This is a genomic window from Marimonas lutisalis (assembly GCF_005434965.1).
Classification (GTDB): domain Bacteria; phylum Pseudomonadota; class Alphaproteobacteria; order Rhodobacterales; family Rhodobacteraceae; genus Marimonas_A; species Marimonas_A lutisalis.
Genome location: NZ_SKCI01000002.1, coordinates 683,525 through 697,020 on the forward strand (window position 1 = coordinate 683,525; position 13,496 = coordinate 697,020).

The following is a 13,496-nucleotide window of genomic DNA, read 5'->3' on the forward strand; positions in this document are numbered from 1 at the left end:
GAGGCCCGGGGTGCCGCCCCGGGCGAGTGAGATGACATTTCCCAAGCATACCGTCGAGAAGATCGGCGGCACGTCCATGTCGCGCCTGGATGAGTTGCGCGACACATTGTTGATTGGCGACCGCAAGGGCGCCGACCTGTATCACCGGATTTTCGTGGTCTCCGCCTTTGGCGGGATCACCAACCTGTTGCTGGAGCACAAGAAATCGGGTGAGCCAGGCGTTTACGAGCTTTTTGCCGATGACGACAACGCCCACGGCTGGCACGACGCGCTGACACGCGTGGCCGAAGCGATGACAAAGGCGCATGAGCGCGTGCTGGAGCATCCCGGCGATATCGCCCAGGCGGGCGAGTTCGTGCGCGAACGGATCGAGGGGGCGCGATCATGCCTGATCGACCTGCAGCGGCTGTGTTCCTATGGCCATTTCCGCCTGTCGGACCACATGGCCGTCACGCGCGAACTGTTGTCCGGTCTGGGCGAGGCGCATTCGGCCTTTGTCACCGTGCTGTTGCTGCAGCGGGCGGGCGTGAACGGACGGTTCATCGACCTGTCGGGCTGGCGCGACGAAAGCGAGCTGAGCCTGAACGAACGGATTGGGGCCGGCTTTGCCGAGGTCGACCTGTCCAGTGAATTGCCGATCGTGACCGGATATGCCCAGTGCACGGAGGGTCTGATGCGCGAATATGACCGCGGCTATTCCGAGGTGACGTTTTCCAACATCGCGGCCTATACCGGCGCGGAAGAGGCGATCATCCACAAGGAGTTCCACCTCAGTTCGGCCGATCCGAAGCTGGTGGGCGAAGAGGCCGTGCGCAAGCTGGGCCACACCAACTATGACGTGGCCGACCAGCTGTCGAACCTGGGCATGGAGGCGATCCATCCCAACGCGGCGAAGATCCTGCGCAAGGCGGGTATCCCGCTGCGCGTGACCAACGCGTTCGATCCGCGCGATCCTGGCACGCTGATCGACGAAGACGCCGCCGAGGCGCCGGCGGTCGAGATCGTGACCGGGCTGGACGTGACCGCGCTGGAGCTGTTCGAGCAGGACATGGTGGGTGTTAAGGGGTACGACGCGAAGGTGCTGGAGCTGCTGACGCGGCACAAGGTGCGGATCGTGTCGAAGGCCACGAATGCCAACACGATCACCCACTACCTGGACGCGTCGCGCAAGGCGCTGCGCCGGGTCGAGCGGGACCTGTCGGCGCAATTTCCCAATGCCGAGGTGAAGCTGCACCGGTTGGCGCTGGTGTCGGCGATCGGGCGGAGCCTGGAAGGGCTGCACAGTGCGGAACGCGGGCTGCGCGCGTTGCGCGAGGCAGGGGTTGCGCCGAAGGCGGTGCAGCACGTGCCGGGCAGCGTGGACCTGCAGTTCCTGGTGGCGGAAGACCAGCGTGACCAGGCGATCAAGGTGCTGCACGGGGCCTTCGTCGAAGGGGCAGGGCGCGCGACCAAACTGGCGGCCTGAGGGCCGTCAGCGGGAAAGCGTTGTTTCGATAACGTCGAACAGGGTGTCGATCGCCTCCTCGCCCGTGACCACACCCGGCGAGAGACGCAGGATGGGCCCCCGGAAATCGACCGCATAGCCGTGACCCGCGAGCGTTTCGGTCAGGGCCTTGGCCTGCGCTATATCGGCAAGGCGCAACATGACCGAACCGCCACGCCGGTCCGGATCGCGCGGGGAGTTCAGGGGCAGGCCCAGGGCATCGGCACACGCGATGATCCTGCCGGTGAGTTTGCGGTTTCGTGCGGCGATGGCCGCGTGGTCCTGCGCCGCGTGCCAGCGCAGCGCGGGCAACGAGGCGATGGCGGGCATCGCGCCCGGCGTACCACCGTCGAAGCTGCGCATGTCGGGGGCGTAGGCGAAGCTGTCGAGATCCCAGGAAAACGGGTTGTCCTGTGAAAACCAGCCACGATTGTCGGGATCGAGAATTTGGGCGAGACCGGTGTCAATGTGGAGGATGCCGGCGCCCGGCGTGCCGCACATCCATTTCAGGCTGGTCGAGATCGCGAAATCGACTTTCGGGTTCTGCACGTCGAAGGGCAGAAGGCCGGCGGCCTGGGTGATGTCGACGCCGATGAGGCTGTTCATGTCGCGGCCATGGGCGACAAGGGGCGCCAGATCGACGCGTGCCGAGGCGGTGGACGTGACCCAGGTAATAAGGGCAAGGCCGACATCGCGGCCCCAGCGGGCGAGGAAATCGTCCGTTTCGACCCAGGGCTTGCCGGGGCTGAGCGGCACGGTATCGAGCGTGAAGCCTATCCGGGGCGCAAGCCCCTGCAGCAGGAAATGCAGCGAGGGGAAGCAATCAGCAGCCACGAGAACACGTTTGCCGCGCAGTTGCCCATCGGGCAGGGCGCGCATGACTTTGTGCAACCCGTCGGTGACGCTTTCACAGGTGGTGGCCGATCCTTCGGGCGCGTTGAGGATGGCGCGCCAGTGGTCGATGAAGTCCTGCCGTTTGCCGAGGACAAAGGGCCACTGCTGGTCGTCCGGCGCAGCCCAGACGCGGGCGAATTCGGCCATGGCCGCGGCGAGGTCGGCCTCTTTGCCGGGGTAGAGCCCAATGGAGTGATACAGGAAGTATCCTGCGGCGTCTGGGTTTGACCGGGACATGTGATTCCGCTCCGAGATACGGATTTGTCGCCACTCAGGGCGTTCAGCGCAAGGCGCTGCGGGCGGGGGCATGGTGGCATTGGGCCGTGCCGGCCTATGTCACGTTACGTAAATTCGGCTGTGAATTGACAGGCGGGCGCCGGGCATTGGACATTTCAGAGGCTACAAAAACACTAAGAAAAACCGAGCGAAGCTTTAATGGGAGGTATATCACCATGCGAATGACATCTTTGGCAGCGGCGCTGTGTATCGTGACGGGTCCGGTTGTGGCCCAGGAGGTCGATCTGCCGTCGCAACTGGCCTGGACGGCCTATGGCACGGGGTCGGCTGGGTACAACCAGTCGGTCGCGATCGGCGCGGCGCTGCAGGAAGCCACGGGCGTGAACCTGCGGGTTCTGCCGGGCAAGAACGATATCGCGCGCACCGAACCGCTGCGCCAGGGCAAGGTGCAGTTCTCCGCGAACGGCGTTGGCGGATCGTTCATGGCCCAGGAGGGCGTGTTCCAGTTCGGCGCCGAAAACTGGGGCCCGCAGCCAGTGCGCGTTCTGGCGGCGAACAATGGCGGCACCGTGGGTCTGGCCATGGCCGTGGCAGCCGAGGCCTGTGAAAAGGTCGGCAAGCCGAAATGCGAAGGCTTCACCTATGCCGACATGAAAGGGCTGCGGGTGAGCTGGGTGAAAGGCGCGCCGGCGCTGAACGTCAATAACGAGGCCTATCTCGCCTATGGCGGACTGACCTGGGATGACGTGGAAGTGGTCGAGTTCGGCGGGTTCGGCGACAGCTGGAAGGGCATGATCGATGGCAGTACCGATGCCGCCTTTGCCTCGACCAACTCGGGCCGGGCCTATGAGGCGGAATCGGGGCCGCGCGGCGTGTACTGGCCGCCGATCGACCCGAACAACACCGAAGCCCTGGAGCGGATGAAGGCGATTGCGCCGTTCTTCAGCCCGATGATGGCCAAGGTGGGCGCCACGATCGACGGCACCGACGGCACGCCGACGGCGGGCTATGCCTATCCGGTTCTGATGACCTATGCCGAACAGGATGCCGATCTGGCCTACAACATGACAAAGGCGATGCATGTCTTCTTTTCGTCCTACGAAGGCAAGGCGCCGGGCATCAACGGCTGGGCGCTGGACAAGCAGAATTTCCAGTGGGTGGCTCCCTATCATGAAGGCGCGATCCGCTATTACAAGGAAATCGGCAAGTGGACCGACGCCGATCAGGCCCACAACGATAACCTGATCGCCCGCCAGGCCGCGCTGATGAAAGCGTGGGAAGAGCTGAAGGCCGAGGCCCCCGACAACTGGGAAGAAGCCTGGGACGCCAAGCGCCGCGAGGCGCTGAAAGCAGGTGGTTTCGCGGTCGTCTTCTGATCGTGACGTGAACCAAGCGGGCGGGCCGCAGTGGCCCGCCCGATGCCTGAACCGCCCGGTCCGCCCGGGCCACCGGATTGCGATACCCCAATGAGTGATACCGAACGTGCCAATGACCGTGGCGGATCGGCAATCGAGGCCGAACGCGCGGCAGAGCGGCTGACCTTTACCGGCGCGGCGCGCTGGATGATCATCATCTGCACGCTGGCAGCCATCGGACTGGCGGTGAACCAGCTCTTCAACCTGCGGCTGGGGGGATATTCCTTTCTGGAAGGGATGTATCTTTACCTTCTGGCGGGGCTGTTTCTGAGCCTGACTTTCATCACCTTCCGCGCCTGGGGGCCACCATCGCCCAAGGTGCCGTGGTATGATTGGATCCTGTCCTTTGTCACGCTGGGGATCGCGGGCTATTTCACATGGACCGCTAATGAAAGCCTGGATTCGGGCTGGGAGTACGCCGCGCCGGACCAAGCGGTGTGGATGTCGATCGCGTTTTACCTGTTGATCCTTGAGGGAACGCGGCGGGCAGGGGGCATGATGCTGTTTTGTATCGTCCTGCTGTTTTCGCTTTATCCCACATTCGCCGAGCACGTGCCTGACCCGCTCAATGGATTTACCCAGCCATTCTGGGACGTGGTGCCCTATTTCATGATCTCGTCCGAGGCGTCTTTCGGCATTCCGATGCGCGCGTTCGGCAACCTGGTGATCGGCTTCATCCTGTTCGGGGCGATCCTGCAATTCACCGGGGGCGGCAAGTTCTTCAACAACCTCGCGCTGTCGCTGGTGGGCGGCTATCGCGGGGGCGCGGCGAAGGTTTCGATCTTTGCCAGCGGGTTCATGGGGTCGATGTCGGGCTCGGTCATCTCGAACGTGCTGACCACCGGGGCGGTGTCGATTCCGGCGATGAAGAAGACCGGGTTTTCATCGCGCTATGCCGCGGCGACCGAGGCCTGCGCGTCGACGGGCGGCGTGCTGATGCCGCCGATCATGGGGGCCACGGCCTTTGTCATCGCGTCATGGCTGAGCCGGCCCTATGTCGAGATCATGCTGGCCGCGGCGATCCCGTCGCTGCTCTACTTCTTTGGCCTTTTCATGCAGATCGACGCCTATTCGGCGCGGCGGGGCCTGAAAGGCATGGCGCGGGCGGACCTGCCGAAGCTGGGCCAGACGCTGCGCGAAGGGTGGCTCTATATCGCGGTTTTCGCGCTTTTGATTTTCCTGATGGTGGCGTTCCGCTGGGAGACCACGGCGCCGTTCTATGCCGTTCTGCTGCTTTTGGTGGTGAACCAGTTCAACCGCGGCGACCGGATGTCGTGGCAGGGCTTCCTGAACGTCATCGCTTCGGTCGGGCGGACGCTTTCGGAGCTGGTGGCGGTGCTGTTGGGGATCGGCATGATCGTCGGCGCGTTCCAGGCCACCGGGCTGACCGGGCCACTGGCCAACGAATTGGTGCACATGGCGGGCAGTTCGGTGCCGATGCTGCTGATCATGGGGGCGGTGACCTCGTTCATCTTCGGCATGGGGATGACCGTGACCGCCTGCTACATCTTCCTGGCGGTGGTGCTGGCGCCGGCGCTGGTACAGGCGGGGTTGAACGAGCTGGCGGTGCATCTCTTCATTCTCTACTGGGGCATGGTGAGCTTCATCACGCCGCCGGTGGCGCTGGGCGCCTTTGCCGCCGCGACGATGGCCGGGGCGAGTGCAATGCGCACCGGCTTTGAGGCGATGAAGCTGGGCGGCGTGATCTATGTCGTGCCGTTCTTCTTCGTGCTGAACCCGGCGCTGATCGGGCAGGGCAGCGCGCCCGAGGTGATCGTGGTGCTGATCTGCGCGCTGATCGGCGTGTGGTTCCTGTCGGCGGCGCTGCAGGCCTATGTCAGCTTTGTCGGGCCGCTGGGCACCGGCGCGGTGAGTTTTGCGATGCGGGTGATCCTGTTTTTCGCGGGTCTTCTGGTGGCCGCGCCGGCAGGCGGCGTTGCCGGGATGAGCCACACGGTTCTGACGCTGTCGGGTTTCGTGATCGCGGCCATCCCGCTGAGCTTTGCATGGCGCGCGGGCAAGCGCGCGGCTGTCACCGAGGGAAATGCCGCCGGGATTTGATGCGCTGGACCGGCCGCTTGCGCGGGGTCAGGGACGCTGGGCGTAGTCGGGCAGGCTGTCCAGCGCGTCCTTGAGCGCGTCGCCCCAGCTCTTGGATACGGTCTGGAAATATGGGTCGTCCTGCGTGATGCGGCCCTGCCACCCGGATTTCAGGCTGTCCGCTTCATAGAAATGAAAATCGAACGGGGCACCGACCGTCAGGTTGGCCTTGAGCGTTGAGTCGAAACTGACGAGCAGGAGTTTCATCGTTTCTTCGAAGCTCATCGCCGGGTCGTAGGCGCGCACGAGGATGGGTCTTCCATACTTGGTTTCGCCGATCTGGAAGAACGGGGTATCGGGTCCGGCCTCGATGAAATTTCCCTCGGGGTAGATGAGGAACAGGCGCGGGGGGCTACCGGCGACCTGACCGCCAAGGATCAGCGTGGCCTGGAAGGCGCTGTCGGCCTGCTGGCCGGCTTCGCGGTGCTGGCTGATCACCTCGCGCAGGGTGTCGGCCACCAGCCGCGCCGCCTGGAACATCGACGGCACACCCAGAAGCGTCGGCGTGCGGTCTTCGCGCGTCTTGGTGCGTTCTTCGAGCAGGCTGACCACGGCTTGGGTGGTGGCGAGGTTGCCCGAGGACAAAAGCGTGATCACGCGGTCGCCCGGCTCTTCCCAGATGGTCATCTTGCGAAAGGTCGAGATGTTGTCGAGCCCGGCATTGGTGCGGGTGTCGGACATGAACACCAGCCCCTGGTCGAGCATCATTCCCACGCAATAGGTCATTGCCGCCTCACTGCTGCGCCACGTCGATCTGGACCTCGAGCCGTTCGCCGGCACCGCCAATCCGGGTGCCAGATACAGGCGCGGCATCGGAATAGTCCAGCCCCGTTGCGACACGCACGTAACGGGCATCGGGGGAAATGCCGTTGGAGACGTCGAAACCGACCCAGCCGAGATCGGGGATATGGGCCTCGGCCCAGGCGTGCATGGCCTCCTGGCTGGTGCGGTCGTCGAGCATGAGATAGCCCGACACATACCGCGCCGGCAGGCCCAAGCGGCGGGCGCAGGCGAGGAAGATGTGGGTATGGTCCTGACAGACGCCCGCGCCTGCGGCGATCGCCTCTTCGGCGCTCCAATCCGGGTAGGAGGCGCCGATGGTATAGGCGACGGTGTCGCGAATGCGCGCGGACAGCCCGTGCAGGGCGTCGATGCCGTTTTCGGCATCGACGCCCTGGATCAGATCGCGGACCCCGGCGCGGGCCTCGGTTAGGGGGGTGGCCTTTTGATAGAGCCAGAGCGGCGCCGGGCCGCGGTGGCGCCCGACGATCCCGTGGGTGTCGGACAGCTCGACCTCGCCCTCGCAGATGAGTTCAAGCTCGCGGGTGGCGCTATCGAAGCTTATCAGTTCGGTCGTGTTGTGATGGTGGTCCTCGAAGGAGAGCTCCTTGCGCCCGCCCGAGATGGTGGTGTGCCAGTTCATCACGTGTTGCTGGTGCGAGTTTTTGGGGGTCTTGCGCACCTGCTGCAGGGCGAAGGTAACCGGGTCGTCGAAGTGGTACCGCGTGGTGTGATGAATTTTCAGGCGCATGTGGGATCACTCATAGAAACGGAAATCCTGTTCGATTTGAAGGGCCAGCCGGGACAGCATTTCAAGCATCTTCTGAATGTATTCGTGCAGGCCATAGTCGAAGATCGCGGCGATGTCGTGGGAGAGATAGTAGGATTCGAGCTTGTTGACCTGTGCCTGTGATGGCGTGGGTCTGGAGCCGCTGTTGTTGAGATAGCGCAGGTTGTCCTTCAGCTTACCTACGCAGAAAGCGAGGCTGCGCGGCATGCGTTTGTCGAGGATGAGGAAATGCGCGATTTCCTGGGTTCCGGCGCCGGCCCCGTATTCCATGCGGAAGCCGCCGCGCGCGGAGACCGAGCGCAGGATGCTTTCCCATTGCACGTTGTCGAGCGAAGTGCCCACCGCGCTGGCCGAGGGCAGCAGCACGTAATATTTCACGTCGAGAATGCGGGCCGTGTTGTCGGCACGTTCGAGGAAGGTGCCGATGCGGATGAAATCGTAGATCTCGTTGCGCAGCATCGTACCGTGGGTCATGCCGCGGACAAGCGCGGTGTTCTGGCGGATGGTGCGCAGCACCTCGGGGAGATCGCGTTCGGACACTTTGCGGGCCAGCGCGGTTCTGGCGTTCATGTAGGTAGCGTTGATCGCCTCCCAGACTTCGCCGGTGATCGCGGTTCGCACAAGGCGGGCGTTCTGGCGGGCGGTTTCGATGCAGGAGAGGATGGAGGACGGATTATCGCGGTTGCGCAGCAACCAGTTGATGGCGGTATCCTTGCTGAGGTCTTCGTTGGAGGCCTGAAAAGCCGAGAGCGCGCCGGCTGACTGCAGGACCGAACTCCATTCCTCGTCCGCATCGCCGAGGCGGGTGAGCGCGATGCGCTGGCCCGTTTCGATGAGCCGCGCCGTGTTCTCGGCGCGTTCGAGATAGCGCGACATCCAGAACAGGCCGTTTGCGGTTTTGCCCAGCATGCGCTCAGTCCTCCAGAACCCAGGTGTCTTTGGTGCCGCCGCCCTGGGACGAGTTGACCACAAGCGAGCCCTTTTTCAGCGCGACCCGAGTGAGGCCGCCCGGTGTGATCTTGATCTCGCCGGGGCTGACCAGGACGAAGGGGCGCAGATCGACATGCCGGGGCGTGAGCCCGGCGCGCGAGAAGATCGGCACGGTCGAGAGGCTGAGCGTGGGCTGGGCTATGTAGTTGGCCGGACGTGCCTTGAGCTTGCGCCGGAAAGCGGAAAGATCCTTCTTGGTCGCGGTGGGGCCGATCAGCATGCCGTAGCCGCCCGAGCCGTGGACTTCTTTCACGACGAGGTCTTCGAGATTGTCGAGCACGTAGGCCAGCGCCTCGGGTTCGGAGCAGCGCCACGTTTGCACGTTCTGCAGGAGCGGGCGTTCGCCGGTGTAGAATTCGACGATCTCGGGCATGTAGCTGTAGATCGCCTTGTCATCGGCGATGCCGGTGCCGGGGGCGTTGGTGATGGTGATGCCGCCGGCGCGGTAGACATCCATGATGCCCGGCACGCCAAGCGCGCTTTCGGGGTTGAAGTTGAGCGGATCGAGGAAATCATCATCGACACGGCGGTAGAGAACATCGATCGGTTTGTAGCCGCGCGTGGTGCGCATGGCGACGCGTCCGTCGACCACCCGCAGATCATGGCCTTCGACCAGTTCCACGCCCATCTGGTCGGCCAGGAAAGCGTGTTCGAAATAGGCCGAGTTGTAGATGCCCGGGGTGAGCACCGCGACGACCGGATCGCCGCTGCCGGCAGGCGGCGCGCAGGCGGCGAGCGAGCGACGCAGGTTGGCCGGGTAGGTCTCGACCGGCTGCACACGGTTCTGCGAGAACAGCTCGGGGAACATCTGCAACATGGTTTCGCGGTTCTCGAGCATGTAGCTGACGCCCGAGGGGGTGCGGGCATTGTCTTCGAGAACGTAGAAATCATTCGGGCCGGTGCGCACCAGGTCGATGCCGACGATATGGGTGTAGACGCCGCCCGGCGGCTCGACCCCGATCATGTGCGGGAGGAAGGCGTCGTTTTGGCTGATCATCTCTTCGGGGATGCGGCCGGCCTTGATGATTTCCTGCTTGTGGTAGATGTCGTGCAGGAAGGCGTTGATCGCGCGCACGCGCTGGTCGATGCCGCGTGACAGGCGGTGCCATTCCGTGCCCGATATGATGCGGGGAATGATATCGAAGGGGATCAGGCGTTCTTCGGCCTCGGCCTTGCCGTAGACGTTGAAGGTAATGCCGGTCAGGCGGAACAGTTCCTCAGCGTCGCGTTGCTTGGCGCGCAGGTGCGCCGCGGATTCATCGCGGAACCAGTCGTGGAAGCTTGCGTAGGGCTGCCGAAGGGTATCATCGCTGCCCCACATTTCGTCGAAAACAGGTGTCTGATTCATGTGTCGGCCCTTCCTGGCATTAACCAGAGCATAGACCGAACCGGGTCTGTGCTGAAATCGGCAGAAGTCTGAACCGATAATACAGCGATTTCAGCCGGCATTCGCCACTATTTTGGGCGAAGCGCCCTTTATTTGTGCGTATCCATTTTGCAGCCCAGCGGTAGCCACGCCTGACGTGGAAAGTGGACGGCGTTCCGGTCAGCGTGATCGCGCAACTCGAGACCGTGACACTTATGACAGTTTCCATTCATCCGGGACATGTGCCCGCTGCGGCCACCCCAATGCCGCCACGATCCTTCGGGACGCTGCGGTTGAGCGCGAAGGCGCGTGGCGGTCGCAGCGTGATCGACGGGTTTCGCTGTTCCGGCGCGACCAAGGTGGCATTTCCGGCAGCACGGCAGGCGCTGGAAGCGATTGTCGTGAATACCGCGGGCGGGGTAACCGGCGGCGACCAGTTTGACATCGAGGCGGCTGCGGGTCCGGGCAGCCGGATGACCCTGACGACGCAGGCTGCCGAGCGGGCCTATCGCAGCCAATCGGGGCAGGCGCGGATCGAATCGCGGCTTCGGGTGGCGGAGGGCGCGGTGCTTCATTGGCTGCCGCAGGAATTGATCCTGTTCAACGGCGCCGATGTCGCGCGGCGATTGAGCGTGTCGCTAGAGCCCGGAGGAGAGCTTCTGCTGGTGGAGCCGGTGGTTTTCGGCCGGATCGCGATGCAGGAGCGGCTGACCCGGGCACGGTTTCGCGACCGGATCGAGATCAGCCGCGAGGGAAGGCCGCTTTACTTTGATGCCGTCGATATGGACGGCGCGATTGATCGCCAGCTTGGGCAGGCCGCGGTGGCGATGGGTGCCAGGGCGATGGCCAGCGCCGTGCTGGTGTCTGCGCGCGCCGAGAGCCTGCTTCAACCGGTGCGGCGAGCCCTTCCGGGGACCGGCGGAGCGAGCCTTTTGTCAGAAGATGTGCTGGTGCTGCGCCTGCTCGCCGATGACGCGTTTTTCCTGCGCAAGGCGCTGATCCCGAGTCTTGAAATGCTGGCTGGGGCGGCGCTTCCGAAATCCTGGAGTTTGTAAATCATGCAATTGACCCCGAGGGAAAAAGACAAGCTGTTGGTGGCGATGGCCGCCGAGGTGGCGCGCAAGCGGCTGGCACGGGGCGTGAAGCTGAACCATCCCGAGGCGATCGCGCTGATCACCGACGCGGTGGTGGAAGGTGCGCGCGATGGCCGCTCGGTCGCCGACATGATGGAGGCGGGCGCGCAGGTGATCACCCGCGCGCAATGCATGGACGGCGTGCCCGAGATGATCCCCGAAGTGCAGGTCGAAGCGACCTTTCCAGACGGCACCAAGCTGGTGACCGTTCACAACCCGATCCGATGAGGTGCCCGATGATCCCCGGAGAAATTTTTCCCGCCGAGGGCGATATCACGCTGAACGCGGACCGAGAGGCGATCACGGTGATGGTGGCCAATACCGGTGACCGTCCGGTGCAGGTGGGCAGCCATTATCACTTTGCCGAAGCCAACCCGGCGCTGGAGTTCGATCGCGAGGCGGCGCGCGGCATGCGGCTGGATATCGCGGCAGGCACCGCCGTGCGGTTCGAGCCGGGTCAGCGGCGCGAGGTGCGGCTGATCCCCGTGTCGGGGGCACGGCGAATCTATGGGTTCAATCAACACGTGATGGGAGAGCTCTGATGCCGGCAACGATTTCCCGCGCTGACTATGCCGCCATGTTCGGGCCGACCACGGGGGACAGGCTGCGGCTGGCGGATACCGATCTGATCATCGAGGTCGAGCGCGACCTGACCGCCGAGTTGGCAGGTGCGGCCACGTCCGGCGGGTCGGGCGCGAATGCCGCGCTTTACGGTGAAGAGGTGAAGTTCGGCGGCGGTAAGGTGATCCGCGACGGCATGGGCCAATCGCAGGTCACCCGGGCCGAGGGCGCGGTGGACACGGTGATCACCAATGCGCTGATCGTCGATCACACCGGTATCTACAAGGCGGATGTCGGCCTGAAGGACGGGCGGATTGCGAAGATCGGCAAGGCCGGCAACCCCGACACGCAGCCCGGGGTAAACATCATCGTGGGGCCGGGGACCGAGGCAATTGCGGGCGAAGGGCGCATCCTGACCGCTGGCGGGTTCGACAGCCATATCCATTTCATCTGCCCCCAGCAGATCGAGGATGCGCTGCATTCCGGCCTGACCACTATGCTGGGCGGGGGCACGGGGCCCGCGCATGGCACGCTGGCCACGACCTGCACGCCGGGGCCCTGGCATATCGGACGGATGTTGCAGGCAGCGGATGCGTTTCCGATGAACCTGGCCTTTGCGGGCAAGGGCAATGCCTCGTTGCCCGCGGCGCTGGAAGAACAGGTCAAGGGCGGGGCCTGCGCCCTGAAGCTGCACGAGGATTGGGGTACGACCCCGGCAGCGATCGATTGCTGCCTGTCGGTGGCCGATGCCCTAGACGTGCAGGTGATGATCCACACCGATACGCTGAACGAAAGCGGGTTCGTGGAGAACACGGTGAAGGCGATGAAGGGGCGCACGATCCACGCCTTCCACACCGAAGGGGCAGGCGGCGGGCATGCCCCCGACATCATCAAGATCTGCGGTGAGGCGCATGTGCTGCCGTCTTCGACAAACCCGACCAGGCCATTTACCGTGAACACGGTGGAAGAGCATCTGGACATGCTGATGGTGTGCCACCACCTGGACAAGTCGATCCCCGAGGACGTGGCCTTTGCCGAGAGCCGGATCCGGCGCGAGACGATTGCGGCCGAGGATATCCTGCATGACATGGGGGCGTTTTCGATCATCGCCAGCGACAGCCAGGCCATGGGCCGGGTGGGCGAGGTTCTGATCCGCACCTGGCAGACGGCGGACAAGATGAAAAAGCAGCGCGGCCGTCTGCCCGAGGAGCAGGGAGACAACGACAATTTCCGAGTCCGCCGATACGTGGCCAAATACACGATCAACCCGGCGATCGCGCATGGCATCGCCCATGAGATTGGCAGCATCGAGGAAGGCAAGCGCGCCGACCTTGTGTTGTGGCATCCGGCGTTTTTCGGGGTGAAACCCGAAATGGTGATCCTGGGCGGGAGTATCGCGATGGCGCAGATGGGCGACCCCAACGCCTCGATCCCGACGCCGCAGCCCGTTTATTCGCGTCCGATGTTCGGCGCCTATGGCCGCAGCGTCGAGCATTCGGCGGTGACCTTCGTATCCGCGGCCGCGCAGGCCGAGGGCGTTGGCGACCGGCTGGGGCTGGCCAAGCAGACGGTGGCGGTGCGCAACACGCGCGGGATTGGCAAGCGCGACCTGATGCTGAACGATGCGACACCCGAGATCGAGGTCGACCCTGAAACCTATGACGTGCGCGCCGATGGCGAGCTTCTGACCTGCCAGCCGGCGGAAGAGCTTCCCATGGCGCAGCGCTATTTCCTGTTCTGAGGAGGG

The 13,496-nt window shown here is 64.1% G+C and carries 12 protein-coding genes; 7 read left to right on the forward strand and 5 right to left on the reverse strand.

What is annotated here, in order from left to right:
• Positions 1-31: 31 nt before the first annotated feature.
• A complete protein-coding gene (locus tag E0501_RS11465; protein ID WP_137701486.1) occupies positions 32-1,465 on the forward strand; it encodes an aspartate kinase in 1,434 nt (477 codons plus the stop codon).
• 6 nt (positions 1,466-1,471) lie between these two features.
• Here E0501_RS11465 and E0501_RS11470 read toward each other — a convergent pair whose 3' ends face one another.
• Entirely contained in the window at positions 1,472-2,614 is a 1,143-nt protein-coding gene (locus E0501_RS11470) for an aminotransferase class V-fold PLP-dependent enzyme (protein ID WP_137701487.1), read from the reverse strand.
• A 221-nt stretch (positions 2,615-2,835) separates the two neighbouring features.
• On the opposite strand from E0501_RS11470, the gene E0501_RS11475 reads away from it, so the two are divergent.
• Complete coding sequence (locus tag E0501_RS11475) at positions 2,836-3,990, forward strand: TAXI family TRAP transporter solute-binding subunit (protein ID WP_235857822.1); 1,155 nt, start codon at positions 2,836-2,838, stop codon at positions 3,988-3,990.
• 90 nt (positions 3,991-4,080) lie between these two features.
• Entirely contained in the window at positions 4,081-6,090 is a 2,010-nt protein-coding gene (locus tag E0501_RS11480) for a TRAP transporter permease (RefSeq protein WP_137701489.1), read from the forward strand.
• Positions 6,091-6,117: 27 nt separating this feature from the next.
• Here the strand turns inward: E0501_RS11480 and E0501_RS11485 are convergent, their stop codons facing one another.
• Genes E0501_RS11485 through E0501_RS11500 form a run of 4 tightly spaced genes read right to left on the reverse strand, consistent with a single transcriptional unit; the run spans position 6,118 to position 10,037 of the window.
• Positions 6,118-6,855, reverse strand: a complete 738-nt coding sequence (locus tag E0501_RS11485) for a proteasome-type protease (protein WP_205123488.1) — start codon at positions 6,853-6,855, stop codon at positions 6,118-6,120.
• A 7-nt stretch (positions 6,856-6,862) separates the two neighbouring features.
• The gene (locus E0501_RS11490; RefSeq protein WP_137701490.1) at positions 6,863-7,660 is read right to left on the reverse strand and encodes a transglutaminase family protein; all 798 of its coding nucleotides are present in this window, start codon (positions 7,658-7,660) and stop codon (positions 6,863-6,865) included.
• Between the two features lie 6 nt (positions 7,661-7,666).
• Positions 7,667-8,608, reverse strand: a complete 942-nt coding sequence (locus E0501_RS11495; protein WP_137701491.1) for an alpha-E domain-containing protein — start codon at positions 8,606-8,608, stop codon at positions 7,667-7,669.
• Between the two features lie 4 nt (positions 8,609-8,612).
• Entirely contained in the window at positions 8,613-10,037 is a 1,425-nt protein-coding gene (locus E0501_RS11500; protein ID WP_137701492.1) for a circularly permuted type 2 ATP-grasp protein, read from the reverse strand.
• 281 nt (positions 10,038-10,318) lie between these two features.
• On the opposite strand from E0501_RS11500, the gene E0501_RS11505 reads away from it, so the two are divergent.
• The 4 genes from E0501_RS11505 to ureC are packed head-to-tail and all read left to right on the forward strand — an operon-like array spanning position 10,319 to position 13,490.
• Positions 10,319-11,110 carry an urease accessory protein UreD gene (locus E0501_RS11505; RefSeq protein ID WP_137701493.1) on the forward strand — a complete coding sequence of 264 codons (792 nt, stop codon included), beginning with the start codon at positions 10,319-10,321 and terminating at the stop codon, positions 11,108-11,110.
• A 3-nt stretch (positions 11,111-11,113) separates the two neighbouring features.
• Entirely contained in the window at positions 11,114-11,416 is a 303-nt protein-coding gene (locus E0501_RS11510; RefSeq protein ID WP_137701494.1) for an urease subunit gamma, read from the forward strand.
• Between the two features lie 8 nt (positions 11,417-11,424).
• A complete protein-coding gene (locus E0501_RS11515) occupies positions 11,425-11,730 on the forward strand; it encodes an urease subunit beta (protein ID WP_137701495.1) in 306 nt (101 codons plus the stop codon).
• The gene (ureC, locus tag E0501_RS11520; RefSeq protein WP_137701496.1) at positions 11,730-13,490 is read left to right on the forward strand and encodes an urease subunit alpha; all 1,761 of its coding nucleotides are present in this window, start codon (positions 11,730-11,732) and stop codon (positions 13,488-13,490) included. The genes E0501_RS11515 and ureC overlap by 1 nt, the downstream gene beginning before the upstream one ends.
• Positions 13,491-13,496 lie beyond the last annotated feature (6 nt).